Source organism: Paraburkholderia sp. BR13439, from assembly GCF_040948805.1.
In the GTDB taxonomy this organism is placed as follows: Bacteria; Pseudomonadota; Gammaproteobacteria; order Burkholderiales; family Burkholderiaceae; genus Paraburkholderia; species Paraburkholderia youngii.
On the sequence record NZ_JBFPKN010000005.1, the window covers coordinates 149,229 to 175,365 of the forward strand.

General features: G+C 67.0%; 27 protein-coding genes. 11 read left to right on the forward strand and 16 right to left on the reverse strand.

All coding sequences use genetic code 11. The features are described 5' to 3' along the window. The first annotated feature begins 347 nt into the window (after nucleotides 1-347). The 3 genes from AB3X96_RS12210 (at nucleotide 348) to AB3X96_RS12220 (ending at nucleotide 2,795) form a co-directional block, all read left to right on the forward strand. Complete coding sequence (locus tag AB3X96_RS12210) at nucleotides 348-563, forward strand: DUF3311 domain-containing protein (protein WP_368589924.1); 216 nt, start codon at nucleotides 348-350, stop codon at nucleotides 561-563. Continuing rightward, nucleotides 560-2,035 (forward strand): sodium:solute symporter, encoded by a 1,476-nt coding sequence (locus AB3X96_RS12215; RefSeq protein WP_368589925.1) that lies wholly within the window; start codon nucleotides 560-562, stop codon nucleotides 2,033-2,035. Before AB3X96_RS12210 ends, AB3X96_RS12215 begins: the two co-directional genes overlap by 4 nt. Nucleotides 2,036-2,144: 109 nt before the next feature. After that, nucleotides 2,145-2,795, forward strand: a complete 651-nt coding sequence (locus AB3X96_RS12220; protein ID WP_368589926.1) for a glutathione S-transferase family protein — start codon at nucleotides 2,145-2,147, stop codon at nucleotides 2,793-2,795. A gap of 12 nt (nucleotides 2,796-2,807) precedes the next feature. Here AB3X96_RS12220 and AB3X96_RS12225 read toward each other — a convergent pair whose 3' ends face one another. Beyond that, nucleotides 2,808-4,001, reverse strand: a complete 1,194-nt coding sequence (locus AB3X96_RS12225) for a diguanylate cyclase (RefSeq protein WP_368589927.1) — start codon at nucleotides 3,999-4,001, stop codon at nucleotides 2,808-2,810. Continuing rightward, nucleotides 3,961-4,713 carry a hypothetical protein gene (locus AB3X96_RS12230; protein ID WP_368589928.1) on the reverse strand — a complete coding sequence of 251 codons (753 nt, stop codon included), beginning with the start codon at nucleotides 4,711-4,713 and terminating at the stop codon, nucleotides 3,961-3,963. The genes AB3X96_RS12225 and AB3X96_RS12230 overlap by 41 nt, the downstream gene beginning before the upstream one ends. A gap of 581 nt (nucleotides 4,714-5,294) precedes the next feature. Between AB3X96_RS12230 and AB3X96_RS12235 the strand changes: the two genes are divergently transcribed. Then, nucleotides 5,295-6,362, forward strand: a complete 1,068-nt coding sequence (locus AB3X96_RS12235) for an aromatic acid exporter family protein (protein ID WP_368589929.1) — start codon at nucleotides 5,295-5,297, stop codon at nucleotides 6,360-6,362. Between the two features lie 55 nt (nucleotides 6,363-6,417). Here the strand turns inward: AB3X96_RS12235 and AB3X96_RS12240 are convergent, their stop codons facing one another. The 5 genes from AB3X96_RS12240 to AB3X96_RS12260 form a co-directional block, all read right to left on the reverse strand. Continuing rightward, nucleotides 6,418-6,705: a cupredoxin domain-containing protein gene (locus AB3X96_RS12240; RefSeq protein WP_368590147.1), complete on the reverse strand. Its 288-nt coding sequence runs from the start codon at nucleotides 6,703-6,705 to the stop codon at nucleotides 6,418-6,420. Between the two features lie 144 nt (nucleotides 6,706-6,849). Next, nucleotides 6,850-7,794, reverse strand: a complete 945-nt coding sequence (locus AB3X96_RS12245; protein ID WP_368589930.1) for a metallophosphoesterase — start codon at nucleotides 7,792-7,794, stop codon at nucleotides 6,850-6,852. Between the two features lie 172 nt (nucleotides 7,795-7,966). Continuing rightward, nucleotides 7,967-8,926, reverse strand: a complete 960-nt coding sequence (locus AB3X96_RS12250) for an aldo/keto reductase (RefSeq protein WP_368589931.1) — start codon at nucleotides 8,924-8,926, stop codon at nucleotides 7,967-7,969. A gap of 48 nt (nucleotides 8,927-8,974) precedes the next feature. Next, nucleotides 8,975-9,589 (reverse strand): HAD family hydrolase, encoded by a 615-nt coding sequence (locus AB3X96_RS12255; protein WP_368589932.1) that lies wholly within the window; start codon nucleotides 9,587-9,589, stop codon nucleotides 8,975-8,977. Nucleotides 9,590-9,655: 66 nt separating this feature from the next. Continuing rightward, complete coding sequence (locus AB3X96_RS12260) at nucleotides 9,656-10,831, reverse strand: epoxide hydrolase family protein (protein WP_368589933.1); 1,176 nt, start codon at nucleotides 10,829-10,831, stop codon at nucleotides 9,656-9,658. A gap of 118 nt (nucleotides 10,832-10,949) precedes the next feature. Here AB3X96_RS12260 and surE point away from each other — a divergent pair, with 118 nt between their 5' ends. Then, entirely contained in the window at nucleotides 10,950-11,729 is a 780-nt protein-coding gene (surE, locus tag AB3X96_RS12265; RefSeq protein ID WP_368589934.1) for a 5'/3'-nucleotidase SurE, read from the forward strand. A 31-nt stretch (nucleotides 11,730-11,760) separates the two neighbouring features. Here surE and AB3X96_RS12270 read toward each other — a convergent pair whose 3' ends face one another. Then, nucleotides 11,761-12,504: a DUF4148 domain-containing protein gene (locus AB3X96_RS12270; RefSeq protein ID WP_368589935.1), complete on the reverse strand. Its 744-nt coding sequence runs from the start codon at nucleotides 12,502-12,504 to the stop codon at nucleotides 11,761-11,763. Between the two features lie 536 nt (nucleotides 12,505-13,040). On the opposite strand from AB3X96_RS12270, the gene AB3X96_RS12275 reads away from it, so the two are divergent. Both AB3X96_RS12275 and AB3X96_RS12280 read left to right on the forward strand, forming a co-directional pair. Then, on the forward strand, nucleotides 13,041-13,487 hold the full coding sequence (locus AB3X96_RS12275) for a PA14 domain-containing protein (RefSeq protein WP_368589936.1): 447 nt from the start codon (nucleotides 13,041-13,043) through the stop codon (nucleotides 13,485-13,487). 5 nt (nucleotides 13,488-13,492) lie between these two features. Continuing rightward, on the forward strand, nucleotides 13,493-13,657 hold the full coding sequence (locus AB3X96_RS12280; protein ID WP_368589937.1) for a hypothetical protein: 165 nt from the start codon (nucleotides 13,493-13,495) through the stop codon (nucleotides 13,655-13,657). Nucleotides 13,658-13,665: 8 nt separating this feature from the next. Here the strand turns inward: AB3X96_RS12280 and AB3X96_RS12285 are convergent, their stop codons facing one another. The 8 genes from AB3X96_RS12285 to cbiE all read right to left on the reverse strand — a co-directional run bounded on the left by AB3X96_RS12285 (nucleotide 13,666) and on the right by cbiE (nucleotide 21,212). Beyond that, complete coding sequence (locus AB3X96_RS12285; RefSeq protein WP_368589938.1) at nucleotides 13,666-14,301, reverse strand: carbonic anhydrase; 636 nt, start codon at nucleotides 14,299-14,301, stop codon at nucleotides 13,666-13,668. Between the two features lie 320 nt (nucleotides 14,302-14,621). Then, the gene (locus tag AB3X96_RS12290; RefSeq protein WP_013091756.1) at nucleotides 14,622-14,897 is read right to left on the reverse strand and encodes a DUF1488 domain-containing protein; all 276 of its coding nucleotides are present in this window, start codon (nucleotides 14,895-14,897) and stop codon (nucleotides 14,622-14,624) included. Between the two features lie 152 nt (nucleotides 14,898-15,049). Further along, nucleotides 15,050-16,231 (reverse strand): alpha/beta hydrolase family protein, encoded by a 1,182-nt coding sequence (locus AB3X96_RS12295; RefSeq protein WP_368589939.1) that lies wholly within the window; start codon nucleotides 16,229-16,231, stop codon nucleotides 15,050-15,052. Nucleotides 16,232-16,233: 2 nt separating this feature from the next. Then, nucleotides 16,234-17,229, reverse strand: coding sequence for a GyrI-like domain-containing protein (locus tag AB3X96_RS12300; RefSeq protein WP_368590148.1), 996 nt, complete (start codon nucleotides 17,227-17,229; stop codon nucleotides 16,234-16,236). Between the two features lie 167 nt (nucleotides 17,230-17,396). After that, nucleotides 17,397-18,125, reverse strand: coding sequence for a precorrin-4 C(11)-methyltransferase (gene cobM, locus AB3X96_RS12305; RefSeq protein WP_368589940.1), 729 nt, complete (start codon nucleotides 18,123-18,125; stop codon nucleotides 17,397-17,399). A gap of 20 nt (nucleotides 18,126-18,145) precedes the next feature. Continuing rightward, on the reverse strand, nucleotides 18,146-18,892 hold the full coding sequence (locus AB3X96_RS12310; RefSeq protein WP_368589941.1) for a cobalt-precorrin-6A reductase: 747 nt from the start codon (nucleotides 18,890-18,892) through the stop codon (nucleotides 18,146-18,148). Then, the gene (locus tag AB3X96_RS12315; protein WP_368589942.1) at nucleotides 18,889-19,989 is read right to left on the reverse strand and encodes a cobalt-precorrin-5B (C(1))-methyltransferase; all 1,101 of its coding nucleotides are present in this window, start codon (nucleotides 19,987-19,989) and stop codon (nucleotides 18,889-18,891) included. Before AB3X96_RS12315 ends, AB3X96_RS12310 begins: the two co-directional genes overlap by 4 nt. Beyond that, nucleotides 19,989-21,212, reverse strand: a complete 1,224-nt coding sequence (cbiE, locus tag AB3X96_RS12320; protein ID WP_368589943.1) for a precorrin-6y C5,15-methyltransferase (decarboxylating) subunit CbiE — start codon at nucleotides 21,210-21,212, stop codon at nucleotides 19,989-19,991. Before cbiE ends, AB3X96_RS12315 begins: the two co-directional genes overlap by 1 nt. 311 nt (nucleotides 21,213-21,523) lie before the next feature. Here cbiE and cobG point away from each other — a divergent pair, with 311 nt between their 5' ends. From cobG to cobJ, 4 genes are read left to right on the forward strand one after another with little or no spacing between them, the layout of a single operon-like run. Beyond that, nucleotides 21,524-22,993: a precorrin-3B synthase gene (gene cobG, locus AB3X96_RS12325; protein WP_368589944.1), complete on the forward strand. Its 1,470-nt coding sequence runs from the start codon at nucleotides 21,524-21,526 to the stop codon at nucleotides 22,991-22,993. Beyond that, the gene (locus AB3X96_RS12330) at nucleotides 22,986-23,612 is read left to right on the forward strand and encodes a precorrin-8X methylmutase (RefSeq protein WP_368589945.1); all 627 of its coding nucleotides are present in this window, start codon (nucleotides 22,986-22,988) and stop codon (nucleotides 23,610-23,612) included. Before cobG ends, AB3X96_RS12330 begins: the two co-directional genes overlap by 8 nt. After that, the gene (locus AB3X96_RS12335; protein ID WP_368589946.1) at nucleotides 23,613-24,356 is read left to right on the forward strand and encodes a precorrin-2 C(20)-methyltransferase; all 744 of its coding nucleotides are present in this window, start codon (nucleotides 23,613-23,615) and stop codon (nucleotides 24,354-24,356) included. Next, nucleotides 24,353-26,107, forward strand: coding sequence for a precorrin-3B C(17)-methyltransferase (gene cobJ, locus AB3X96_RS12340; RefSeq protein WP_368590149.1), 1,755 nt, complete (start codon nucleotides 24,353-24,355; stop codon nucleotides 26,105-26,107). The genes AB3X96_RS12335 and cobJ overlap by 4 nt, the downstream gene beginning before the upstream one ends. Nucleotides 26,108-26,137: the final 30 nt, after the last annotated feature.

Here is a 26,137-nt window from a genome sequence, read left to right on the forward strand (position 1 = left end):
GTGTCCGTGTGTCTGCGTGTGCCTGCATGTGCTCGCGGGGGGTCGCGCCTGGGCGCGGTGCCGGTCATGAATCCGGCGCGCATCGCGCGGACCGGAAAATGCTGGAATGCTCGCAGATCATATCGCGGCGCGCCAGTCGCCCAGTAAAAAAGCCGCGCGATACATGGCGCGTCACGTCGCGTCCCGCTTTGCACCGCAGCAATCCGTGCGGGAAAGATGCAATTGCAACGGTCGAAATCCTCGCATTTATTTTGACCTGCTTTACGGGAGCGAAGTATCCGGCATACAGTCATCAGCGAAGCCGGAATTTCAACGACACATAACTACCCGTTCGAGGAGTTGCCCGCATGCTTCTTCGTGTACTTGCCGCGTTGCCGTTCATCGGCATTCTGGTCGGCATTACGTTTGTCAATCGGGTCGAGCCCATCGTGCTCGGCATGCCGTTCGTGCTGGCCTGGATCGTCATGTGGGTGGTGTTGAGCGCGATCATCATGGCGATCGTCTACAACCTCGATCCGTCCAACCGGCGCGTCGCCGCCAATGGCGAGGAGGTTCGCCCATGAGCGCACTCGTCATCATCGCTGCCGTTACGCTGTTCGCGCTGTTCCTCGGCGTGCGCGCGAGGCGCGGCCACGACATGAGCCTCGAGCAATGGAGCGTGGGCGGCCGCAGCTTCGGCACCGCGTTCGTGTTCCTGCTGATGGCCGGCGAAATCTATACGACCTTCACGTTCCTCGGCGGCAGCGGCTTTGCGTACGGCAAGGGCGCACCGGTCTACTACATCCTCGCGTACGGCACGCTCGCGTACATCCTGTCGTACTGGATGCTGCCACCGATCTGGCGCTACGCGAAAGCGCACCGCCTCGTCTCGCAGCCGCACTTCTTCACGCGCAAATACGAAAGCCCGGCGCTCGGCACGCTGGTCGCGCTGGTCGGCGTGGCCGCGCTGATTCCGTATCTGGTGCTGCAATTGAAGGGCCTCGGCATCATCGTCGCGACCGCGTCGTATGGCGTGATCTCGTCGACGGCGGCGATCTGGATCGGCGCGATCGTCGTGACCTCCTACGTGATCGTATCTGGTGTGCGCGGCTCCGCATGGAACTCGGTGGTCAAGGACCTGCTGATCCTCGCGATCGTGCTGTTCCTCGGCATCTATCTGCCGCTGCACTACTACGGCGGCTTCGCCGCGATGTTCCGCACCATCGACGCCGCCCGTCCAGGCTTCCTGACCTTCCCGGCGCACGGTTCGAGCGCAGTATGGTTCCAGTCGACCGTGCTGCTGACCGCGCTCGGCTTCTTCATGTGGCCGCATACGTTCGGTTCGATCTTCACGGCGAAGGACGAGCGCATCTTCCGCCGCAATGCTGCGATCCTGCCGCTCTATCAGCTGATCCTGCTGTTCGTGTTCTTCGTCGGCTTCGCGGCGACGCTGCGCGTGCCGGGTCTGAAAGGGGCCGACATCGACCTGTCGCTGTTCCGCCTGTCGCTGCAGACGTTCGATCCGTGGTTCGTCGGTGTGATCGGCGCGGCCGGTATCCTGACCGCGCTGGTGCCGGGCTCGATGATCCTGACCTCGGCCTCGACGCTGCTCGCCAACGACGTCTACCGCGGCATGGTGAACCGCAACGCGTCGGATGCGTCGGTCGCGATGATCGCACGCGTCCTCGTGCCTATCGTGGCGCTGGTCGCGGTCTTCTTCACGCTGAACGGCGGCGAAACCATCGTCGCGCTGCTGCTGATGGGCTACAGCTTCGTCACGCAACTGTTCCCGGCCGTGATCTGCAGCCTGTTCCCGCGCAACCGCGCGACGAGGCAAGGCGCGTTCTGCGGGATCGTCGCGGGCGTCGCGGTGGTCACGCTGACCACGACGCTGCACTGGAGCGTCGGTCAACTGATGCCGTTCCTGCCCGAGGCGCTGAAGGACGTCAACATCGGCTTCCTCGCGCTCGCGGTGAACGTGATCGTGTTCGTGATTGTCAGCGCGGTGACGCAGCCGAGCGCGGCCGAGCAGGAGAAGCACGCGTCGGCGCATTGAAAGACAGCTAGCGCCTGATGCATCTGAAGGGGCTGTTCGCTTCGGCGACAGCCCCTTATTCTTCCGGTTCACGGTTCGACCGCTCATCCCTCGACCCACGGAGCCCGACATGTCCTACGTTCTCTACTACTCGCCCGGCGCGGCCAGCATGCCCGTGCACTGGATGCTGCTCGAAATGGGCGTGCCGTTCGAAGCGCGCCTCGTCGATATCGACGCGGGCCAGCAGCACGATCCCGAGTATCTGCGTTTGAATCCGGCCGGACGCGTGCCGACGCTGGTCGTCGATGGCGTGCCCCGGCATGAATCGGCCGCGCTGCTGATGCTGCTCGCCGAGCGCCACGCCGACGCCGGGCTCGCGCCCGCGCCGGGGTCGGCCGCGCGCGGCGAATGGTTCGAATGGATGCTCTACCTCGCGAACACGCTGCTGCCCGCAATGCGCGACTGGTTCTACGCCGGTAGCGACGGCGACCCGGCCGGCGCCGACGCGGTGCGCGCGCTCGCGCAACGCCGCATCGAAGCGGCGTGCGAGCGGCTCGACGCGCATTTCGCCGGCGGCCACGCGTACCTCGCGGGCGAGCAGCTCAGCACCGCCGATCTGCTCGCGCTCGTGCTGATGCGCTGGACCCGCAACATGCCGCACCCGGCGACGGTGGGCTGGCCGCATCTCGCGGGCTATATCCGCAGGCTGCGCGCACGGCCGGCGTTCATCGAACTCAATGAGCGCGAGAAGCTGACGGAGTGGCGCAACGAGGCTCAGTGACGCTCGACAGGTTCACATCGTCGCTTCCCTGCCCGTCTGCGCCGCGAACGCGAAGCCGTTCTTGCCGTCGCGCTTGACCTGATACATCGCGGCATCGGCGGCGGCGATCAGACGGCGGTGATCGTCGACGTCGTCGGGATAGCTCGCGATGCCCACGCTCGCGCGCACGCGGCCGATTCCCATCTGCTCGTCGGTCTCGACCACGCAGGCCATCAGCCGGCGCGCGATCTCGGCGAGCTCGTCATCGCCGGCGAAGGTGCGCACCAGCACCGCGAACTCGTCGCCGCCGATGCGCGCGACCAGATCGCCTTTGCGCACCGACGCGCGAAACCGCTCGGACACCGCGGCGAGGAATTCGTCGCCGGTGCGATGCCCGAACGAATCGTTGACCTGCTTGAAGCCGTCGAGGTCGATATACAGCACGGCGAGGCGCGGCTCGACGGCCGCGGTCCGCGCGTTTCTGGCGGCGGCGTCGAGCGCGCCGAGCAGCTTGCGGCGGTTCGACAGGCCGGTCAGCGAATCGTGCAGCGACGCCAGTTCGAACTCGTGCGACTGCCCCGCGAGCTGGCGGTTGCGCTTCGCGTACATGCCGAGCGCCGTGATCAGCATGCAGAACAGCAGCGCGGCGAGCGCGATCAGCGTGCGCGCGACGTGCGTGACGCGCAGCCGCACGTCGGCGCTCGCCGCGTCGCGTTGCGCGCGCCAGTAGGCCGAGACGCTGCCGAGCACCGCCGCGACGGCTTCGGGCGTCGCCTGGGTCGGTGACATCGACGGAATCGGCGGCGCCGGCGACGGACTCGCGTTGACGAGCGCCGCGAGCGACGCGAAACGCCGCGCGAGTTCCGCGCGCGCCGCATCATAGGCCGGCACGAACGACGCGTCGTGGCTCGCCGGTGTGTTGGCCATGTGCTGCCACGCGGCCAACTGTTCGCGCGCGCTGTCGACGCGCCCGGCGGCTTCGAGCACGAGGCCCGCGTACTCCTGCTTCAGCTGATCGGAAAACACCGTGCGGATCTGCATCGCCACATACAGCAGGCCGAACAGCAGACACAACAGCGCGGCCACGGCGACGCTCGCGGGCCCTGGCCGGAAGCGCCACACTGGCCCGCGCGCGCGTGCGGCGCCGCGCAGCCCCGCTTGCCCCGCTGACCCGGCGACCCCGTGCTCAGGGATGGGAGTAGGGATCTTGCTGTCGGCCGTTGTCATGTTGACGATAGCTCACGCGTCGAAAGAACTGTCCGATCCGCGCAAACAGACCGCCGTTGTGCTGCGACGACGCGCGCCGCTCCTGCTGCGCGACGCGCGTTTCTTTCGCATGTTGACCGCCCGCGGGCTTCGCGGTCGAATTCGCGACGTGCCGCATGGAGCGCGGCGGGGGCGTCGGAACAATCGGGGCGGTGGGTGGGTGGTCCGACAGACCCGCCGACAGATCCGCCGAGGCATCGACCGGGGTATCGGCCAGCGCGGCGGTGAGATTCGACTCGGGCGTACTCGGGTGGACCTGCCCGGACCACACGGCCGGGTTGGTGTCCTCGAAGCCGCCGTTCGAGCCGGCCGTTGCGAGCGCGACGTCTGACGTGGTGGGCTGGGTGGCTGACTGCGCGAAGGCGGGCGTGGCGGCCTCCTGCGGCGCGTGCGCGACGGCCACCGTCGGCACCGCGGGCGCCGATGAACCGAGCGCCTGGCGTGCGCCCGCAATGGCATCCGCGTAGGTCTGCTGATCCTGGTTGAACCAGACGCCGTAGGCGACGGTGCCCATCACGCCAAAGGTCAGCGCGCCGGCCGCCGCGAGGCATAGCGCGAGGCGGCCGAAGCGCGGCGGCGGGACGCCCGATTCGTCCGTGCCGTCGGGTTCGAAGGAGGAACGACCGTCCGTTGTGGAATGACGCAAGTCGGTATCGTCGGGATCGGTAGCCATCGCAATACGCTCCGGGTATGCCACTTTCTGCTGACCAGCTGGCGCACCGACGAGCCGCCACGTAAGCCGCGCTCGCGGGCTGCCGCCGCACGCAATGCTCAATGAATGTAATCCTGTCGCGAACGGCCGACAACACAGCAGCGTTGCGTTTCCGCGTCGCTTCCAGGGTGCTTCGAACGACGCCGTCGGATACCGCGTGAGTTGGCAAAAAAGTGCGCAAAGCTGGTAAAAACTCCAACTCCGCTAATCGCTCGACAGCCAGCCGCGCGCCTGCCGTCACCGCGACGCCCAATGCGACGCGGGTTCCGCGAAACGCGCCATCGCGGTGGCCGTCTCGCATGCAACAACCGCGCCTGAACGCGCACCCACGCGCGACCCCGACAGCGCCGTTTGAAACCCTCGTGGGACTGAGCGCCGCGCGCCCTTAAGCAGCATCTCGCGAACCTGATAGCGTGCGAATTCCCGAAACCGTTCGCGCCCGGTGGTAAGGTCACCTGCGCGCATGTCGCGAACGCGCGCCGTGCCTGACGCGGCCCGGCCTGACGCGGCCCGGCCCCACCTCATCGGTCAGCATGAGAATCATGTCGAACAGGTATCAGCACCAACCCCTCACGCCGCTGCGCCGCGCGCTCGCGCGCTTTTCTCTTTCGGAAACCGCCAGGTACACGAAGCTGACGCTCGGCCTGTGGATCGGTTTCGGCATCCCGTACCTGCTCGGTTTTCCCGACGCGGCCGTGCCGCTCGCCGGTTCGACGATGCTGACGCTGGCGCTCGGTAGCTCGATTTCGGCGGCGCGAAGCTACTTCTATAAGCGGGTGTTTTCCAACGTGGTGGCGATGCCGATCGGCACGCTGCTGATCTGGCTGACCGCACCGCACCTGTGGATGGGCGCGGCACTGCTGCCGCTCGTGATCTTCAGCATCGTCGCGCTGCGGCCGTCGCTGTTCCAGATGACCAGCATCACGGTGCCGATCACGCTCGTGCTCTATACGGGCGAACATCTCCCTCTGCTCGAACAGCGTCTGATCGGCGTGGTACTCGGCATGTTCCTCGGCTTCGTGATCCAGCAGATCGCATTTCCGCCCGATCACGGCTACTGGGCGAACACGCTCGTCAACGACGGCAACGAACAGGCCACCGCTGTCGTCGCGCAACTAGCCGCGGCTCAGCTCGACAAAGCGCAGATCAAGCCGGCGGCCTCGAAGCTGCGCACGCTGAGCACGAACCTGAAGCAGGCCCACTTGCTGCTGAAGACCGACCTCGAGCAGGCGTGGGTGTCGCCGCATCTGAAGCGCAACGCGGCAAGGCTACCGCTGTTCGCGTGCTATCAGGAGACTTTCGATTCGCTGGTCAATTTTCTGGAAACGATGGACACGTTTCACGATCAGTTCGCCGCGCTCGATGCCGCGTGGCGCGAAATGTTTCTCGTGCGGCTCGCCCGGCTCGTCAGCGCTCACCGGCAACTGGCCGAGGCGGCGGACCTGCGCGTCGAGCGTCCGCCGCTCGACGCCCCGCCTCTGCATATCGAGGACCTGCGTCAACTGACCGAGGACCTGCCCGCGTCGAACGTGTTTACGAGCGTGTACCTCGGACATCTGACCGGCTACGGGATTCTGCTGTGCCGGTTGAGCGAGCTGCATACCGCGTGAGCGGCGCGGGTTGCCCGGTTCGCCTCGCCGCTCATGGCACCGCCCATGGCACCGCTCATTGCACGGTAATGGTCGCCCTCATGTTCGGATGAATGCCGCAGAAGATCTTGTACACGCCCGGTTTATCGAATTTGAATTGATAGGTGTCGTTCTGATCGAGCGCGGCCGAGCGGAACAGCCCCGCGTCGTTGACCACGGTGTGCGGCTCGCCGTCGAGATTTTTCCATGTGACCGTCGTGCCCGCCTTGATGGTCAAATCCGTCGGCGTGAAATTAAAGTTTTTCATGAACATCGCGTTAGGCGTCGCCGCGACGGTCTGCTGCTGCGCCGGCTTCATCGGCATCTGCATCGGCATGGTGGTTTGCGCGAAGCCGAGCCCCGCCGACACCGCCAGAATCGCGGCACTGCCGAGCGCAACTGCGAGTACTCGGCCCATCAGGTTGGTTGGCATCATTGATCTCCTCGAGCGTAAAAGTAGCGCGTGCGGTCAGGCGAGCGTCGTGTCGTCGAGCGTCGCCTTCAGCGGATGACGCGCGATGCTGACGCTCGTCACGCCGAGCATCTTCGGCAACTGGTCGCTCGCGACCTTCAGCGGCCCCGGGCCTTCGCCCTGGCCGGCGGTCGGTTGCGGATAGGCGGTCGAGCGCGCGGTATGGAACGTCACGTTGCCTTCGACCTTCGTCACGATCTGGTGAATGTGACCGTTCAGCACCGTCACCGAACCGAAGCGCTTCAGATAGTCCATCGCCTGTCCCGCGTCACCCGTGCCCCAGCCCCACGGCTCGTAGATCGTCCACATCGGCATGTGCGCGAACACGACGACCGGGGTGCTCGACGTGCGGCCTTTCAGATCGTTTTCGAGCCATTCGAGCTGCTCGCTGCCGAGACCGCCGAGGCCATTCGGCTTGAAATGCATCACGTTGACGAGGCCGACGAAATGCACGCCCTGATGATCGAAGCTGTAATAGCCGCGGTTATCCGACGCCTTGCCGAAACGGTTGAAGTACTCGGTGCCGGGGCCGTCGGTGACGTCATGCTCGCCGGGGACCGTGTGCAGCTCGGTGATCTTCAATCCCGACATCAGCTGCGCGGCCAGATCGAATTCCGCGGGCTTCGACAGATGCGTGATGTCGCCGGTGTGAATCGCGAGCGGCGGCCGCGACGGCATCGCGTTGACGTAATCGATCGTCTGTTTCAGCGTGCCCGCGACGTCGGGATTCGCTTCCTTGTTGAAGCCGATATGCGTGTCGCTGATCTGCAGGAAAAGCGGCGTGCCCGCCACTGGCGTCGCGGTGTTCGCGTCGGCCGCGAGCGCGAGTTCGACCGGCGTCAGCACGCCGCCCGACAGCATGAACACGGTGCCCAGGCCACCGAACGCAAGACACTTCAGCGCGCCGCGACGCGCCGGATCGAATGAATGTTGTGACGACATGATGACCTCACGATAGGGATTCGCCGAACCGAACCCGGTTCGTGAGGCATGACTGTCGTGTGGCGGGTTTTATTCCCGGATCGTGCGGCGTTTGCGGGACGCGGCGCGTGTATGCAAATGGAAAGCAGTCAGTAAACGCAGTGACGGATGGCGCAGTGGATTGCGCATCACGTCAGCCGCCGACCGCCGCGATGATCCGCGCGCGCATCGCGGCGTCGGGCAGCGCTCCCGATCCAGCGCGCACGTTGTCCGCCATGTATTGCGGCCGGCCGGTGCCGGGAATCACGACCGTCACCGCCGGCTGCGCGAGCACGAATTTCAACAGAATCTGCGCCCAGCTCGTGCAGCCGATTTCGGCAGCCCATGCGGGCAGCGGCGTTTTCATCACGCGCGCGAGCAAACCACCGCCACCGAACGGCTGATTGATCACGACGCCGATGCCGAGATCGGCCGTGAGCGGCAGGATGCGTTGCTCGGCCGCGCGATCGTCGGCGGCGTAGTTGATCTGCACGAAGTCGGGCTTCTCGCTGCGCATCACCGCCGCGACCTCGTCGAACGCGCTCGACGTGTAATGTGTGATGCCGAGATAGCGAATCCGGCCGCGCGCTTTCCAGTCGCGCAACGTCGCGAGCTGCGTGCGCCAGTCGAGCAGATTGTGAATCTGCATCAGATCGACATGCGGCTGCTGAAAACGCCGCAGCGATTCCTCCATCTGCGCGATGCCGGCTGCGCGTCCCTCGGTCCAGACCTTGGTGGCGACGAAGGCCTTGCGATGCGCGTCGAGCTGGGTGAGCAGCGCGCCCGCGACCGCTTCCGACGAACCGTACATCGGCGAAGAATCGATCACCGAGCCGCCCGCTTCGAACAGGATGCCCAGCACGTCGGCGAGTTGGGCGCGCGCGGCGGCATCGTCGCCGACGTCGAAGGTACGCCACGTGCCGCAGCCGATCACGGGCAGCGCTTCGCCGGTGGACGGGATCGCGCGGCGGTTCATGCGGGGTAAGGAGGTACCAGATTGCCCGGGTGGTTTAGTCTGCGCGGACGCGACGCGCGACCACGCGAGTGTTGCCGGTAATCCGAGCGCCGCGCGCAGAAAGCGGCGGCGGTGATCGTGGTTCGACGCAAGTGCCATAGCGGGTAGGTGCCCTCGTGCGTGGAAGTTCGACTGTCATCGCAGCGGCTAAAGCACACCCCGCCGCGCGAATTCGACCGCCAGGCCATCCGCGTCGACGAACCGGTAGCCCTGCAACCCAGCCGCGAGCGCGCCGTCCACGTTGGCCTCGCTGTCGTCGATGAACAGCGTCTCCGTTGGGGCCGCGCCGAGCCGTTCGACGCAGCGCAGATAGGTTTGCGCGGCGGGCTTGGCCGCGCCGAACACGGCCGACGAATACACGTGCGGCCCGAACAGCCGCGCCACGGGCGGATTCAGATAAGCGATGTGGTCGGTCAGCAGGCGGCAGTTGTTGGTCAGTATCGCGATGCGGCAACGCTGCGCCGCGCGCGACGCCAGCGCGAGCGCCGCTTCGTTTGGCATGATCGACGCGAGCCGCGCGTCGAGCCATTCGGCGCGGCTCACCGGATAACCGAGCAGCGCGCCGAGCTCGCGCAGATATTCGTCGTCGCTGATTTCGCCGCCGTCGGCGCGCGCCTCGAGTCCCGAGCCCCAGATCGCATGACGCACGGTCTCTTCCGTGCAGCCCGCGATCGCCGCGAGACGCTCGACACGCGCGGCGCGGTCGTAGTGCGACAGCACACCTTCCAGGTCGAACAGAAGCAGCGTGACGGGTGCGCTCATGCCGTGGGTCTCCCGGGTTGAAGTTTGCGCCATGCGCCATGCGCTTTTTGCGCGCTACGCTGCGGCCTAACGCGTTTTCTGCCGCAACGGCCTGAAGAACTTGCGAATCTCGGCCGCCAGCAACTCGGGCTTTTCCATCGCCGCGAAGTGCCCGCCGGCCGGCATTTCGCTCCACTGCACGACGTTGAAGGTTCGTTCGAGCCAGCTGCGCGGCGGATGATTGATCTCTTTCGGAAACAGCGCGAAGCCGACTGGCGTGTCGATGCGCTCGCCGTCGGTGAAACGCATCGGCTGCAGGCGGTTTTCCCAATACATCTGCATCGCCGGGCCGATGCACTGCGTGAACCAGTACAGCGAGATATTGGTCAGCAGCTCGTCGATCGAGAACACGCTTTCGACGTCGCCGCCGCAATCGCTCCACGCGCGAAACTTCTCGCCGATCCATGCGGCGAGTCCCACCGGCGAATCGTTCAGCGACGCGGCGACGGTCAGCGGTTTGGTGCCGTGCTGATGCGCGTAGCCGCCTTCGAGTGCGGCCCAGTCGTTCTTCTCGCGCAGATAGTCCCGCTCGGCCGGGGTCAGCTCCCGCTGCGCCGCGCCGATCGCCGGCTCGTAGGAACTCGGCAGGAAGTTCAGGTGGATGCCGTCGACCACCCGCGGATGATGCGCGGCCAACGCGATCGACACGCCCGCGCCAAGATCGCCGCCCTGCGCGCCGAAGCGCTCGTAGCCGAGCCCGCGCATCAGCGACACCCACAGGTCCGCGACCTGGAACGCGGACATGCCGGCTTGCGCGGGCGCAGGCGAAAACGCGAAGCCCGGCAGCGACGGCGTGACGACGTCGAAGGCGTCGGCGGGATCGGCGCCGAACGCGGCCGGGTCGCACAACTGATCGAGAAGCGCGTGAAACTCGAAGAACGAACCGGGCCAGCCGTGCGTGATCACGAGCGGATAAGCCTGGAATCCCGGCGTGACACTCGCGGCGCGCCGATGCGCGAAATGCACGGTCTGGCCGTTCACGTCGGCGAGAAATTGCGGCAGCTGGTTCAACTTGCGTTCGGCCGCGCGCCAGTCGAACTGCCCAGCCCAATAGGTCGCGAGTTCGCGCAGCCAGGCCGGGTCGGCGCCCTGCTGCCACGCGGGCGCGGGCGTCGCGGGTGCCCAGCGGGTCGCACGGATGCGGCGGCGCAAATCGTCGATGTCCTGATCGGCGATCGCAATCTCAAACGGGTCGATCTGCATGGCGGGTCGTCCTGGGTCGGTTAGCGGCTCAACGTCATCGTACGCGCGTCGAATGAAAGCCGGATAATGGGCGTCCCTTCCCTACGATCCATTGAACGACCCATAGGAGATTGAATCGATGTCCGCTTACGAATCCAAGGTGCCGCGAGTGCTGCTGACGAACGACGACGGTATCGACGCGCCCGGCCTCGCCGTGCTCGAAGCGGTTGCCGCCGAGCTCGCGCACGAAGTCTGGGTGGTCGCGCCCGAGCACGACCAGAGCGGTACGTCGCATTCGATCAGCCTGCATTCGCCGCTGCGCGCGAGCCGCCAGGGCGAACGCCGTTTCGGCGTGACCGGCACGCCCGGCGATTGCGTCGTGATGGGCGTGCGTCATCTGATGCGCGACGCGCCACCGACGCTGGTGCTGTCTGGCGTCAATCGCGGCGGCAATCTCGGCATCGAAACGATGTTCTCGGGCACGGTCGGCGCGGCGATGACGGGGCTGCTGCTCGGACTGCCGTCGTTCGCGCTGAGCCAGGTATTCACCGATCGCGAGCGCGTGCGCTGGGACACCGCGCGCACGCTCGCGCCCGGCGTGATCCGTCAGTTGCTCGCGATCGAGCATGCGGCGCCGACTTGCCTGAACATCAACTTCCCGGACGTCGATGCCGCCGATGCCGGTCCGCTGACGCCGACGCGCCAGGGCGTCGGGCTCGTCAGGGACATCGAGGTGCTGCCGGAAGTCGATCCGCGCGGCATCGCGTATCACTGGCTGCGCTTCGATCGTGGCCCGCGCGAGAACGATGCCGACAGCGAAACGGCGACGGTCGCGGCGGGCCGCGTATCGGTCACGCCACTCGCGTTCGATCGCACCGACGAGACCACCTTCGCGCGGCTCGCCGCGTCGTTGATCTAAAGGTTGATGGGACGCGGCGTGGCGCCCTGCTTCAGTGCGCTCCAGGTCCCGACGGTGCGGGTCTGCCGAACGCGGGCATCGTGCCGTTCTCTCTCGCGCGCACGAGTTCGGCCTCTACCTCGGCGCGGGTTTTGGGGCCGCTGTTGGCAACCGCTTGAGTCGCGGCCTCGCTGCTCTGCCCCGCGCGCGGCATCGACCACGCCGATTCGACGCCTTGCGTTGCATGTGGCGGCGACGGCCGCGCCTCTGGCATCACGCCAGCTGCTTTCTTGCCGGAGCGCTCGGCAGTAGAACTTTTCCGGTAGCTGCTGCCCCGTGCATGAGTACCCGCTGTCGTCACAGCGCTTTGCGCTGAATGCGGTTTCGTCGTGGTGCCCGATGCAATCCGGCTATGGTGTGCGCGCACTGTCTTTGCCGCGGGCGGCGCCTGGGTCCGGTTCGAAGTGACCGCGGGCTGTGGCGGCAGATTCGTCGGCTGCGGCTGCGGTTGCACCTGCGGTTGCAGCTTGTTCGACTCCCGCGCGTACTGTAGCGCCGCGATGGCCAGTGCGTCGCCTGCCTGCGCTCCGATGGACGCGGCCGGCTGAGACTGCAGCGCAGTCACGTCGTCGCGCAGCGCATGGTGCCGGGCTGCCGGCGCGCCCGTCGCGCCGCCCCCCCTTTCGCCATCGGCGACGAGGCTCACGTCCCGGCCGGACGACCAGTCGTTGTCCAACTGCGACACGTAGGCCCCAATCGTCACCGCGCCGAAGACGAGGCCCGTCAACACGATCATTCTCGGTTCGCTGTACAAAGCACGCTCCCCATTCCGACAGATCGACGACCCATTAGTCAAAGTGTCGGCGATCCGAAGGACAGTGTTTTCCTTTTAGACCCAACAACTGACGAATCGGCGGATCTCGTCGTGGATGTGTCCGAAACCGACGGGGATTCTTCTGTGCAAACGGGCCCTTTAATCGGAGTCCCAAGCAAGTTTTCCTGCGCCTTTCGCGACCCTGTTTCAGCGGGACGCGAAGCCGGCTCAAACGAGCGGCCCTTCCTCGGGTTTGCCGCGCATCGCGACGGCAACCGAACTGCCGACGATCAACGCGATACCGTCGCGAGCGCGCTGAGCAGCGCCATGATCGCGAGCGCATCGAACGACCCGCGCACGTCCAGTTGGCGCGCTCTCGCGCTTATGCCTCGCGCCCCGCTTTTGCAAATGAGGGAATCCACTGATACTGGTCAGACGAACTGATAATTCATGGCAATTTCTGCGCTGTTACGGCGACGCTTCAAGCGCATTCGCGGTATGCAAATTTAATAATAATTATGACCATCGACCAGGCGGGCATCAGGCGAATCGGTGCCGCGCTCGGTGTTCAGATCGAAGTCGATCAGCGGCGCGATCGACGTCTTCACCGGCGCCGCGCTGAAGGTCGAATCGCATCGGCCGGCGTCAACGCGACCAACTACGGCGTGCGCTGGACTGGCGCGCTAAAGGCGGCGCAGGACGGCGAATACACGTTCACGATCAACAGCGACAACGTCGCGCGTCTGTGGATCAACGGCGTGAAGGTGATCGACAAAACGAGCACGACGCAAGGCAGCGCTTCGGGCAAGGTCCATTTCGCCGCGAACCAGAGCGCGTCGATCAAGGTCGAGTACGTGCACGGCAGCGGAGCGGCGAGCATGCATCTGTTGTGGTCGAACCCGGCTGCGAAGAGCCCTGATGTGTTGAAGGTCGTGCCGTCGGATTCGCTGGTGACGTCGAGCTGACAGGGATGGTTGTGCCGCGCGGCGCGGTGGGATCGACGCCGCGCCACAGCGCCGGCCAACCCTCAAAAAACAACGCGGCGCACCGGAAAATCCGTTGCGCCGCGTTCTTTTTAGGCAAGGCTTTCAGCAAGCTCGGGCTGTTGATTTCTCAAAGCAAAAACCCGTTTTAAATGCCACGTCAACCCGCATAAATTTCCGGATTATCTGTAAGCGACACAAAGTTACCGGTATTCCCATCGAGCGCGAGCATTTCGCCGCTTTCGATATTGAAGATCCAGCCATGCAGCCGCAGCGTCTTGTTCACGAGTCCGACCGCCACCGACGGATGCGTGCGGATATTGGCCAGCTGCGCGATCACGTTGTCCTTGACCAGCGCCGCGAGACGCTCCGCATCCGAGCAATAGTGACGCGACGCGTTGATCGCTTTCGCCGCATCCGCGTGACGCAGCCAGCTCGCGACCGCCGGCATGTGCTCCAGATTCGTGCAGGACGAGATCGCCGTCATCGCGCCGCAGTTCGAATGGCCGCAGATCACGATGTCGGTCACGCCGAGCACGGCGATCGCATATTCGACGGTTGCCGACACCCCGCCTGGCTCCGGGCCGTACGACGGCACGATGTTGCCCGCGTTGCGGATCACGAACAGCGACCCCGGCTCGGTCTGCGTCAGCAGTTCCGGCACCACGCGGCTGTCCGAACAGGTCACGAAGAGCGTGCTGGGATTCTGCGCGGTCGATAAACGCTTGAAGAGCGCGCTTTGCTGTGGAAAGACCTCGCGTTGAAAGCGGATCAGACCTTCGATGATTTCCTGCACGATTTTCTCCAGAGAATCGAAGAGACGGATTTAAAGTTTGCCGCGACTATACCGCAGCCTTTCACTCGTCGCGCGAATCACCGTGCTAATCGTCGGACGCTCCAGCGGCGAATTGCCTGCGAAATAATGGTGTGCCTGGACGCGCCATAAAAAAAGACCCGGCTGCCGGCAGCCGGGTCCAACTCTCTCGCTCACACGCATGAAGCAATGTGTGCGTCGATACTGTAGCCGCGCCGGCGCTGCGGATATAGTCGCCACGGTGGAAGAGTCCTTTCCACCGCGGCGCGAATCAGTTGACCCGATACGCGCAAGCGGGCCGCTCAATCGAAGTCGCGCGTTTCGAGTTCCACGGACCGTCCCCCGTTGCGTTCGAGCACCCGCCGCGTAGCATTTTCAATGCGGGCGCGGTTCGCCTCGAACGTTCCCACCAGATCGTGAGCCGACGGGGCGCCGTTGCCGAGGCTGCCGTTGCCGAAATGGTCATTGAGCGCGTCGAGCGACACGCTGCACCATACGTCCTTCCCGTCCACATTGGCCTCGTAGGCGACGCGCGCAGCAGCCACCACTTCCCGCCGTCCGGTGAATTCGATCCTCATGATTGTCCTCCGTGTGTCAAAGGGAAATCCGAATACGCAACGCTCATGCCCAAACCGGCCGACTGGCCGCGCCGATGCGCCGCAGTAAGGCCTCCTCCGGGCCGTCGACGCACTCAACATACCGATACTACGCCCTTCATGTCCCGCAATACTCAATCTTCACGCCCGCGCGCCGGCAGCGTCGCCGCGAAGAAATCACGTACCTGTGCCGCGGTTCGCGCATGAATCGCGGCGCGATCGACGCCCGGCCCGTCCTTGCAGATCGGCGCCAGACGCTCCATCAGCTCGGGCTCGCACACATCCATGAAGGTGTAGTGCGAGGCGCCCGGCACCATCGTCACCGTCGCTTGCGGCATGAAGCCCGCAATGCGGTGAATATTGGTGTTGACGGGCGCCGTCGTGTCCGCCTCGCCCGCGAGCAGCGCGACCGGAATCGTCACTTCCTTGAACGACGAACTGTTGAACGCCTCGCCGAGCGCGGGCGCGATCGCGAACGCCGCCTTGACGCGCGGATCACGATACGAGTCGCCCGAACGCGCGCGCGATGCATTCGTTTCGGCCGATAGCCCGTCGACCGTCAACGCCGGCGCGTCCGGCGCGTGCGCGAGACTCGCGGCTTCGGGCGGCGAGCAGATCGCATCGGCTTCGGGCGACGTGCAAAAACGCTCGAACGCCGCGCGATCGGTACGTGCGCCCGCGACTTCGAGCACCGTGTAGCCGCCGAGCGAAAAGCCGAGCGCGCCGATCCGCGTCGTGTCGATGCGCGGACCGAATCGCGGGTCCGCGAGCACGCCGTCGAGCACTTCGCTCAAGTCGGTCGCGCGCTCCCACCAGAGGATGAAGCCGTCGCGCGTGCGCGGCTCCAGCGCGTTGTTGCCCGGATGATTGACGCCCGCGACGATATAGCCCTGCGCGGCCAGCGATGCCGCGAGCCAGTCGAGACTGTCCGCGCTGCCGCCGGTGCCATGCGACAGCAGCAGCAACGGGTATTTCGGCTGCGCGGTGGACAGCGGCGCATCGTCGGCGGCGGCGTGGCCGACGAACATCGGATGGCCGGGCGCGCCGATATCGTGGGGCGTCTCGGCTTGCGTCGCATCGGCCGGATACCAGATGCGCGTGATCAGTGCCTGCGTTTGCGCGCCGCGCCAGTTGCGGGACACGTCGGGATGAAACACGCGGCTCGTCTCGCCGACATGCCAGTCGGCGGATGCGGTTCGCGCGTCGGCATGCGCCGGCGACGCAGCCCACATCGCGCCGCCCAGCGCCCCCGACAATGCCACGCTCAACGACACCACCACCGCGCTCGACAGCGCGGCACAGCTTCGACGCATCATGGTTAGTCCTCGCGAATGGGGATCAGCAGATCGGTAATGCAGGGGTCCAGCGCGCCGCGACGGGGCGCGCTTCGATACAGTTCGAGCCCCGGCCGCTGATCGCGCCGGTAGCCGCTGCGAGGCAGCCAGCCGCTGTACAGCGCCCTGAAAGTCGGCGAGATCAGCGCATAAGGACCGACCAGGCGGTGCACCGCGTACAGCCCGCCTTCGAGCCGCAGCGGCTCGATGCCCGGTGGCGGCCCCGCAACACGCGAGCGTTGCGCGGCATCGTCGAGCCGCCGCATCGCATCGCTGAACGCCGCCGGCGACCCCGCGACGACTCCCGCGTGGTAGCAAAGCCCGCCAGCCATCGACGGATCGCGCGCGCAGATGCCGACGCGCTGTTGCAACACCGGATTCTCGTCGCAGCGCAACGTCGTCATCAGCGTGTGGAAGGTCTGGCCGATCGTCACGACCGGGCCGTCATGGCGAAGGCATAGCACGTCGAGCGGCGCGATTTCGATGACTTCGACGGATGGTAATGCGGGCGTGCTTTGGTTTTTAGCGTATGCGTCGCGGCGGCCGTCAACGCCTATGCCATCGCCTTCGCCATGCTGCGCGATGCGCGCATGCGCCGTTCGCCGCGTCCGCGCCAAAGCCGCCGGATTCGCCACCAGATGCCGCTGCCGGGTCCTGAACTCGCTCGGCGATACACCGGCGAAATCGCGAAACGCACGCGCGAACGCCTGGGGGCTGTCGTAGCCAGCGTCGTGCGCGACCGCCGTGACCTGCGCGGCGTCGGTCAGCCGCTGCGCCGCCTCGGCGAGCCGCAGACGCTTGACGGTATCGACGACGCTCTCGCCCATCAACGCGCGATAAATCCGGTGGAAGTGGTATGGCGACATATGCGCGACGGCCGCGAGGCTGTCGAGCGTGTGTCGCGCGCCGGGCTCGACCAGGATGGCCTCGACCACGCGAGCGATCCGTCGACGGTAATCACGTTCGGTGCTGGGCTTCATCATGGCGCCACGATAGCGGTCTGCGCGCCGCGTGGCGGTGCAGAACTTGCGGATTTTCGCGCTTTCGCGTTTTGCCAGGAAACGGGCGGCCACGCTCGCGCGCTGCGTCACATTATGATCGACAACGCACGCCGCTTTCCGACACCCAAAAGGCTGTCACGGCTCAGTCAATTGCCGTTGCCATACAGCGTCGAATCGGCGAAACCTTCGGCGGCCAGCACCTGCCCGACCAGAATCAGCGCGGTGCGCTCGATCGCGCTGCCCTGCACTTTCGCGACGATATCGTCGAGCGTGCCGGTGATCTTTTCCTCGTCGGGCCAGCTCGCACGATAAATCACCGCGATCGGACACGCGCCGCCGTAATGCGGCCGCAATTCATCGACGATGCGCGCGAGATGCCGCACGCCGAGGTGAATCGCCAGCGTCGCGCGATGCCGCGCGAGATCGGCCAACTGCTCGCCTGCGGGCATCGACGTTTTGCTCGCGTAGCGCGTGAGGATCAGCGTTTGCGACACGCCGGGCAGCGTCAGCTCGCAACCGAGCGCCGCCGCGCATGCGGCCGTCGCGGTCACGCCCGGCACGATTTCGTAAGGAATGTCCAACTCGCGCAAGCGGCGGATCTGCTCGCCGATCGCACCGTACAGCGACGGATCGCCCGAATGCACGCGCGCGACATGCTGGCCCTTCGCGTGTGCCGCCGCGAGCAGCGCGACGATCTGGTCGAGATCGAGTTCCGCGGTGTTGATCACCTGTTCGGCGCTATGACCTTCGAGCACCGCCGTCGGCACTAGCGACCCCGCATACAGGATCACCGGACAACTGCGCACGAGACGCTGCCCTTTCACCGTGATCAGTTCCGGGTCGCCCGGACCGGCGCCGATAAAAAACACTGTCATTCAGTACTCCAGTTATTTGCTCACTGATGCGAAGCCGAAGCCGAATCCACCTGCGCGGGCAACGCATCGAGAAGATCGGCAACGCCGCCAAACTCGCGATCGACGTCGGGCAACACCGGCCGTCGCAGCATGATCACCGGCAAGCCGCGTTCGCGCGCAACGTCGAGCTTGGCCTCGGTCGCGCCGCCGCCGCTGTTCTTGCTGACGACGACGTCGAACGCCTGCAGCGCGAACAGCGCGCGTTCACCGTCGAGCGTGAACGGTCCGCGCGCGGCGACGATGCGCGAGCGCGCGGTGTCCGGATGCGAATCGAGCACGCGCACGGTCCAGAATTGATACGGCGGAATCTCGTCGAGATGCGCGAGCGGTCCGCGTCCGAGCGTGAAAAGCGGCCGTCTGAAAGGCGCGAGCGCGTCGATCAGTTCGTTCCAGTCATCGACCATGCGCCAGTCGTCGCCGGCTTGCGGCTGCCACGCCGGACGCCGCAGCGCCCAGCACGGCACCTTCGCGACGCGACACGCCTCTACGGCATTCGCGCTGATCCGCGCCGCGTACGGATGCGTCGCGTCGATCACGAGGCCGATCGCTTCGCTTGCGAGGTAACGCGCCAGCCCCTCACTGCCGCCGAAGCCGCCGACGCGCACCGCGCACTTCAGGTCGTCGGGCACCTTGCCGAGCCCCGCGAGACTGTACACATGCGCGCGACCGAGTTGGCGCGCAATCTTCAGCGCATCGCCGGTGCCGCCGAGCAGCAGGATGCGGGTCATCGGGCGACTCCGACGAAGTTGCCCTGCCGGTCGATCGCGAAAATTTCCACGCTGACCTGCGGCGGCACGATACCGCGTGCAACGGCCAACGCGTGCTGACAGACGATGTCGCCGAGCGGCACCTGTTGCGCGTGCGCGAGCGCGAGCGCCTGCTGGCTCGTGTTGGCCGCGCGCATCGCCGCTTGCAGCTCGGCGTCGGCGCCATGCTCGGCGGCCCAGCCGGCGAGTTGTTCGAGATCGATGCTGGAGTTGCGGCTATGCAGGTCGAGATGGCCGGCCGCGAGCTTGCTGAGCTTGCCGAAGCCGCCGCAAATGCTCAGACGCTCGACCGGCGCGCGCTTCACATGCTTGAGCACCGCGCCGACGAAATCGCCCATTTCGATCAGCGCGATATCGGGCAGGCCGTAGTGCGCGCGCATCGCGTCCTCGCTCGCGTTGCCGGTGCAGGCGGCCACATGCATGTAGCCGTTCGCGCGCGCAACGTCGATGCCCTGATGAATCGACGCGATATACGCGGAACACGAAAACGGCCGCACGATGCCGGTCGTGCCGAGTATCGACAGTCCGCCGACGATGCCGAGCCGCGGGTTCATCGTTTTGAGCGCGAGCGCTTCGCCGTTTTCCACGCCGATCGTCACTTCGAAGCCGCCGTGATACGCGTGGCGCGCGGCGAGTTCGTCGAGGTGCTGCGTGATCATCTGGCGCGGGACCGGATTGATCGCCGGTTCGCCGACCGCCAGCGTGAGCCCCGCGCGCGTGACCGTGCCGACGCCCGGCCCCGCGCGAAAAATCACACCGGGCTCGGGCACGAGGCGCACGCGCGCGAACAAGAGCGCGCCATGCGTCACGTCGGGATCGTCACCGGCATCCTTGATCGTGCCGGCTTCGGCGATCCGCTCGCCGTCCAGCTCCGCGAGATGGCAGAACGTGAGCCGCATCGGCACATGCTGGCCCTTCGGCAACACGATCTCGGCGACCTCGCTGACCTCCCCCGCCAGCAGCAGACGCGCGGCCGCCAGCGACGTTGCGGTCGCGCAGCTGCCGGTCGTATAGCCGCTGCGCAGCGGCGCCGGCTGTTCGGGGGTTTCGTCGCGCATCACGAATCGGCTGACGGTTTGGCGGGTTTGGTCACGTCGAGCAGCGTGATCGGCAACGCCTGGCGCCATGTATCGAAGCCGCCCAGCGGTTGCGCGTGCGCGAGCGCGATGCGTGTCAGCGTGCCGCCATGCTGCTCGCGCCACGCGGCGAGCACCGCCTCGCCTTGCAGGGTGACCGCGTTCGCGACGAGCCGGCCGCCATCGCGCAATTGCGCCCAGCAGGTGTCGAGCACGTCCGGCACCGTCACCCCACCGCCGATGAACACCGCATGCGGCGCGGGCAGCCCGCGCAACGCGTCCGGCGCGCGGCCGGCCACGAGTTGCAGACCGGGCACGCCCAGAGCATCGCGATTCTGTTCGATGAAGCGCCGCCGCGCGTCATTCGCTTCGATCGCGATCGCACGACAGGAGGGATGCGCGCGCATCCATTCGATACCGATCGAACCGCTGCCCGCGCCGACGTCCCACAGCAACTCACCGGGCGCGGGCGCGAGGCGCGCGAGCGTGATGGCGCGCACGTCGCGCTTGGTCAACTGGCCGTCGTGGATAAAGGCGTCGTCGGGCAGGCCGCAGGTCAGCGGCAGACGCGGCGCTTGCGCCGCCGCGCGGCAGTCGAGCGCGATCAGATTGAGCGCGGCCATCTCGCCGCCCGGCCATTGATCGGCGCGGCCATCGACGCGCCGTTCGCGTTCGCCGCCCAGATGTTCGAGTACCGTCATGTGAGTCGCACCGAAGCCGCGCGCATCGAGCGAGGCCGCCAGCGCCGCAGGCGTGCGCCCGTCCGCGCTCAGCACGAACAGACGCGCGCTGTCATGCAGATGCACATTCAGCGCGGCAAGCGGCCGGCCCACCAGCGACACGGTCGCGACATCCTGCAACGGCCAGCCGAGCCGCGCGGCCGCGAGCGACAGCGACGACGGCGCGGGCAGCACGCGCAATTCGCCGGCCGGCAACTGCCGCGCGAGCGTCGCGCCGACGCCGAACAGCATCGGGTCGCCGCTCGCAAGCACGCACACCGCATGCGGACGCTCGGCGAGCAACGGCGCGAGATCGAACGGACGCGGCCACGCGGCACGGCGCGCGGCGAGCCGCGCGGGCAGCATCGCCAGATGGCGCTCGCCGCCGTACACGACCGACGCGCCCAGCAACGCACGCCGCGCGGGCCGCCCCAAACCGGCGAAGCCGTCGTCGCCAATGCCCACTACGGTCAGCCATGCCGGCATGCATCCATCCTCATCAGTTGCGTCGATTCTTGAGCGATTGCACCGCGCCGCGTCATGCATGCGGCTGCGCGCAGGCTCGGACCGCGGGTTGCGAAAGTCCGCATGATACCGCCGCCATGTGGCCCGCGGGTCCGCGGCACGGCGCCGTGCGTCGGGATCGGCGGCATCGCGCGATGGCCGGCGAACAGGCGCTGCGGCCATTGCGTAAAGATATAATGGCCGCTTTCATTGCCCACGGTCAGCCCGAAGCGCTTTTCGGCCGCATGGTTCACGCCGGCCCTCATCGGGCAGCATGCAGCGAGGCCGCCACCATGCCGTCGCGCGACGCTAAACCCGGTGCCCCATTGAATCGAGCTTCGCCTCCCACCGTTTCGTCCCACGCGGTCGCGCCACCGCGGTCCTCGGCATGTCCGGGGTTGCTGCGCATCGTCCCCGCTCGCGACGGCGGCATCTGCCGCATCAAACTGCCCGGCGGCGTGCTGAGTGCGGCGCAGGTACACGCGATCGCCGATGCAAGCACGCTCTATGCGAACGGTGTCGCCGAGTTGACCAATCGCGCGAATCTGCAACTGCGCGGCGTGCGTAGCGGACACGAAGCTGCGTTGAGCGCGGCGCTGATTGGCGCGGGACTTGGACCGGCCGCCGCGAACGACCCTCACGCCACCGCCCCCACCGCACTCAGCTACGCCGACGACGTCCGCAACTTGATGATCAGCCCCGCCGCCGGCCGCGATCCGCACGCGCTGTTCGACACGACGCCGCTGTGCGCGGAGCTGCTCACGCTGCTGGAAAGCGATGCGCGTTTCGCCGCGTTGTCGCCGAAGTTCGCGCTGCTGCTCGACGGCGGCGAACGACTCGCGCGAGTCGATCATCCGCATGACGTGTGGTTCGCGGCGTCGGCTGAGGAACAAGGCGTGCGCTTCGTGTTCGGCCTCGCGGGGTGCCCCGGCTCGACAGGCACTAACGCGAACGCCGGCGGCCATCCCGATGCCGACGGCACGGGCGCCCTCGCGGCCGTCCCGCCGTCGCGCGTGCCCGCGCTCGTGCGCGCATTGCTGCACACGTTCCTCGACCTTGCCGCCGCCGACGCGCCCCGCATGCGCGACCTGCTCGCCACGCACTCCGCCGATGCGGTGCTGCGACACGCGCAACGTTACGTCGATTTCCCGCTCGCGCGCGACGCATCGCTGCGCCGCTGGCAACGCCACATTCCCGCCGACGCATCGCTGCGGCTTGGCGCGCACGCACAGCGCGGTGACGGCATGTGGCACGTCGGCGGCCAGCCGCCGCTCGGCCGGATCGACGCGGCCGCGCTGCACGGCCTTGCCGCGCTCGCGCAACAACACGGCAACGGCGTGCTGCACGCAACGCCGTGGCAAAGCGTGCTGCTGCCCGACATCGCGACGAACGCCGTGCCCGCCGTGCTCGCGAAGCTGAGCGCACTCGGCCTCGCCTGCGATCCCGCGCAGGCCATCACGCATGTGATCGCCTGTGCCGGTTCGGCCGGCTGCGCGAAGGGCCTCGCCGACACCAAGACCGACGCGCTGCAACTCGCCGAACGCTTACCCGCAGGCGTCGACGTGCATTTGACCGGCTGCCCGCGCTCGTGCGCGGCCGCGCATCGCGCGCCGTACACACTGCTCGCCGCCGCGCCCGGCCGCTACGACCTTTATCGACGCGACGACCGCCCCGGTTTCGGCCAATGCGTCGCGCCCCAACTGACGATCGACGAGGCCGCCGCGCTGCTCGCGCGCCTCGCCCGGAGTACTCCCCATGCTTGATTACATTCGCGACGGTCAGGAGATCTATCGCCAATCGTTCGCGACGATCCGCGCGGAGGCCGACCTCGCCCGCATCCCCGCCGACCTCGAAAAACTCGCGGTGCGCGTGATCCACGCGTGCGGCATGGTCGACGTGATCGACGACCTCGCGTTCTCCGAAGGCGCCGGCAGCGCGGGCCGCCGCGCGCTCGCGCAAGGCGCGCCGATCCTGTGCGACGCGGGCATGGTCGCGCAAGGCATCACGCGCGCGCGGCTGGCCGCGAACAACGAAGTAATTTGCACGCTGACGCACCCGGACGTGCCCGCGATGGCGCGCGAGATCGGCAACACGCGCTCGGCCGCCGCGCTCGAATTGTGGCGCCCGCTTCTGGCGGGCAGCGTCGTCGTGATCGGCAATGCGCCGACCGCGCTGTTTCATCTGCTCGACATGCTCGATGCCGGCGCGCCGAAGCCCGCGCTGATTCTCGGCTTTCCGGTCGGCTTCGTCGGCGCGGCGGAATCGAAAGCGGCACTCGCGCAAAACAGCCGCGGCGTCCCCTATGTGGTGGTGCACGGACGACGCGGCGGCAGCGCGATGGCCGCCGCCGCGGTCAACGCGCTTGCGACGGAGGTCGAATAAATGACGAGCCAGCTAACGAGCCGCGGACGGCTATACGGCATCGGTGTCGGTCCCGGCGACCCGGAGTTGCTGACGTTGAAAGCGCTGCGGCTGCTGAAAGCGGCGCCCGTGGTTGCATATTTCGTCGCGAAGGGCAAGAAGGGCAACGCGTTCGGCATCATCGAGGCGCATCTGCACGACGCGCAGCAGCATCTGCCGCTCGTCTATCCGGTCACGACCGAAGCGCTCGAACCGCCGCTGTCGTACGAGGCGATCATCGCGGACTTCTACGACACCGCCGCCGCAGTCGTCGCCGGCCATCTCGACGCGGGCCGCGACGTCGCCGTGGTCTGCGAAGGCGATCCGTTTTTCTACGGCTCGTACATGTATCTGCACGACCGGCTCGCGGCGCGCTACGACAGTGAGGTGGTGCCCGGCGTGTGCTCGATGCTCGGCGGCGCGGCGGTGCTCGGCGCGCCGCTCGTGTATCGCAACCAGAGCTTGTCGGTGCTGTCGGGGGTGTTGCCCGAAGACGAATTGCGCCGCCGTCTGGCCGATGCCGACGCGGCGGTCATCATGAAACTCGGCCGCAATTTCGACAAGGTGCGGCGCGTGCTCGACGAACTTGGACTCGCGCAGCGCGCGCTGTACGTCGAACGCGCGACGATGCGCAATCAGCGCATCGTGCCGCTCGCCGAAGTCGATCCGATTGCATCGCCGTATTTCTCGCTGCTGGTTGTGCCGGGGCAGAAATGGCAAGGATGAACGCGCCCGCGATCGTGATTCTCGGCACGGGCGCGCTCGCGACGGCGCGGCGGATTCAGGCGCTGTATGTCGAGCGTGGCGCGCATGCCGCGGTCGGCGTTGCCACGGCATGTCAGGTCCACGCGCTGCAAGGCCGCGTCGAGGCCGACGTGCCGTACAGCGAACTCGGCGCGCATCTGCGCGAGCTGTATGCGCGCGGCACGCCGATCGTCGCGTTGTGCGCGGCCGGCATCGTGATTCGCTGCCTCGCGCCGCTGCTGTCGAACAAAGGCGCCGAGCCGCCGGTGCTCGCGGTTGCCGAGGACGGCAGCGCGGTCGTGCCGCTGCTCGGCGGCCTCGCGGGCGTCAACCTGATGGCGCGCGACATCGCCGCCGCGTTGGCGGTGCAGCCCGCGATCACGACGAGCGGCGAGCTGCGCTTCGGCACCTGCGTGCTCAATCCACCCGATGGCTATGCGCTCGCCGATCTCGGCCAGGGCAAGCGCTTCGTGTCGGATCTGCTCGCGGGCGAAAGCACGCGCATCGAAGGCGACGCGCCGTGGCTCGACGACGCGCAACTGCCGCGCTCGGACTCGGCGCGTCTCGCGATTCGCGTGACGCCGCGCGCGTGGGATGGGCGCGAAGACGAGCTCGTGATTCATCCGCGCAGCGTGGTGGCGGCTGTCGTCAGCGACGATGCCGACTGCGCCGATGCGATCGTTGCACGCGTGCGCGCGGCACTGAGCGCGCACGGTCTCGCGATGCTTTCGCTCGCGGCCTTGCTCGCGCCGTCGCCGAGCATGGTCGACCCGGCGCTCACGCAAGCGGCACGGCTTCTCGAGGTGCCGCTACGTTTCGCCGATGCCAGCGCCGAACCGGGCGAAACGAGTGCCGCACGCTTGCTGCATACCGCGCTACGTATCCCCCACGAAACACTGCACGACGACGCATACCCGAACGTCGCGCTCGCCCTCTCCTCACTCGCCATCGACCCGGCGACGCTCGGCCGCCCGCGCGGCCGTCTGACCGTGATCGGCCTCGGCCCCGGTTGTGCCGAACTGATGGTCCCGGCCGCGCGCACCGCGTTGAACGAAGCGACCGACATCCTGGGCTACGACACCTACGTGAAAATGGCCGGCCCGCTGCGCGCCGATCAGCGTGTGCACGGCACCGACAATCGCGAGGAATTGCAGCGCGCGCGGCACGCGTTCGAGCTCGCGAGCGAAGGCCGCTCGGTCGTGATGGTGTCCTCGGGCGACCCCGGCGTGTTCGCGATGGCGGCCGCCGTGCTCGAAGCGCTCGAAGCTTCGCGCAACGACGCATGGGCCGCCGTCGAACTATCGATCGTGCCGGGCGTGTCGGCCGCGCTCGCGACCGCCGCGCAGGCCGGCGCCCCGCTCGGCCACGACTTCTGCATGCTGTCGCTGTCGGACAACCTGAAGCCGTGGACGATCATCGAAACCCGCCTGCGCCATGCGGCGCAAGCCGATCTGGTGATGGCCTTCTACAACCCGATTTCGCGCGCGCGTCCGTGGCAGCTCGACAAGGCGCTCGATATCGTGCGGGAATATCGCGCGCCATCGACCCAGGTGGTGCTCGGGCGCGACATCGGCCGGCCCGGTGGCACGCTGCGCACGCTGACGCTCGGCGAGCTGCGCTCGGCCGACGTGGATATGCGCACGATGGTGATCGTCGGGTCGTCGCTGACGAGAAAATTCTCTTGCGGCGACAACGGCGCGCAGTGGGTGTACACGCCGCGGTGGTACGAGTAAGCGGGCCGTACCGGGTGGTGCCAGCCCGCT

Bases quoted from the DNA above. Each gene is read 5' to 3' on its own strand.
- AB3X96_RS12210 (WP_368589924.1), top strand. From the start codon at position 348: ATGCTTCTTCGTGTACTTGCCGCGTTGCCGTTCATCGGCATTCTGGTC.
- AB3X96_RS12215 (WP_368589925.1), top strand. From the start codon at position 560: ATGAGCGCACTCGTCATCATCGCTGCCGTTACGCTGTTCGCGCTGTTC.
- AB3X96_RS12220 (WP_368589926.1), top strand. From the start codon at position 2,145: ATGTCCTACGTTCTCTACTACTCGCCCGGCGCGGCCAGCATGCCCGTG.
- AB3X96_RS12225 (WP_368589927.1), bottom strand. From the start codon at position 4,001: ATGACAACGGCCGACAGCAAGATCCCTACTCCCATCCCTGAGCACGGG.
- AB3X96_RS12230 (WP_368589928.1), bottom strand. From the start codon at position 4,713: ATGGCTACCGATCCCGACGATACCGACTTGCGTCATTCCACAACGGAC.
- AB3X96_RS12235 (WP_368589929.1), top strand. From the start codon at position 5,295: ATGTCGAACAGGTATCAGCACCAACCCCTCACGCCGCTGCGCCGCGCG.
- AB3X96_RS12240 (WP_368590147.1), bottom strand. From the start codon at position 6,705: ATGCCGATGAAGCCGGCGCAGCAGCAGACCGTCGCGGCGACGCCTAAC.
- AB3X96_RS12245 (WP_368589930.1), bottom strand. From the start codon at position 7,794: ATGTCGTCACAACATTCATTCGATCCGGCGCGTCGCGGCGCGCTGAAG.
- AB3X96_RS12250 (WP_368589931.1), bottom strand. From the start codon at position 8,926: ATGGCACTTGCGTCGAACCACGATCACCGCCGCCGCTTTCTGCGCGCG.
- AB3X96_RS12255 (WP_368589932.1), bottom strand. From the start codon at position 9,589: ATGAGCGCACCCGTCACGCTGCTTCTGTTCGACCTGGAAGGTGTGCTG.
- AB3X96_RS12260 (WP_368589933.1), bottom strand. From the start codon at position 10,831: ATGCAGATCGACCCGTTTGAGATTGCGATCGCCGATCAGGACATCGAC.
- surE (WP_368589934.1), top strand. From the start codon at position 10,950: ATGTCCGCTTACGAATCCAAGGTGCCGCGAGTGCTGCTGACGAACGAC.
- AB3X96_RS12270 (WP_368589935.1), bottom strand. From the start codon at position 12,504: ATGATCGTGTTGACGGGCCTCGTCTTCGGCGCGGTGACGATTGGGGCC.
- AB3X96_RS12275 (WP_368589936.1), top strand. From the start codon at position 13,041: ATGACCATCGACCAGGCGGGCATCAGGCGAATCGGTGCCGCGCTCGGT.
- AB3X96_RS12280 (WP_368589937.1), top strand. From the start codon at position 13,493: ATGGTTGTGCCGCGCGGCGCGGTGGGATCGACGCCGCGCCACAGCGCC.
- AB3X96_RS12290 (WP_013091756.1), bottom strand. From the start codon at position 14,897: ATGAGGATCGAATTCACCGGACGGCGGGAAGTGGTGGCTGCTGCGCGC.
- AB3X96_RS12295 (WP_368589939.1), bottom strand. From the start codon at position 16,231: ATGATGCGTCGAAGCTGTGCCGCGCTGTCGAGCGCGGTGGTGGTGTCG.
- AB3X96_RS12300 (WP_368590148.1), bottom strand. From the start codon at position 17,229: ATGAAGCCCAGCACCGAACGTGATTACCGTCGACGGATCGCTCGCGTG.
- cobM (WP_368589940.1), bottom strand. From the start codon at position 18,125: ATGACAGTGTTTTTTATCGGCGCCGGTCCGGGCGACCCGGAACTGATC.
- AB3X96_RS12310 (WP_368589941.1), bottom strand. From the start codon at position 18,892: ATGACCCGCATCCTGCTGCTCGGCGGCACCGGCGATGCGCTGAAGATT.
- AB3X96_RS12315 (WP_368589942.1), bottom strand. From the start codon at position 19,989: ATGCGCGACGAAACCCCCGAACAGCCGGCGCCGCTGCGCAGCGGCTAT.
- cbiE (WP_368589943.1), bottom strand. From the start codon at position 21,212: ATGCCGGCATGGCTGACCGTAGTGGGCATTGGCGACGACGGCTTCGCC.
- cobG (WP_368589944.1), top strand. From the start codon at position 21,524: ATGCCGTCGCGCGACGCTAAACCCGGTGCCCCATTGAATCGAGCTTCG.
- AB3X96_RS12330 (WP_368589945.1), top strand. From the start codon at position 22,986: ATGCTTGATTACATTCGCGACGGTCAGGAGATCTATCGCCAATCGTTC.
- AB3X96_RS12335 (WP_368589946.1), top strand. From the start codon at position 23,613: ATGACGAGCCAGCTAACGAGCCGCGGACGGCTATACGGCATCGGTGTC.
- cobJ (WP_368590149.1), top strand. From the start codon at position 24,353: ATGAACGCGCCCGCGATCGTGATTCTCGGCACGGGCGCGCTCGCGACG.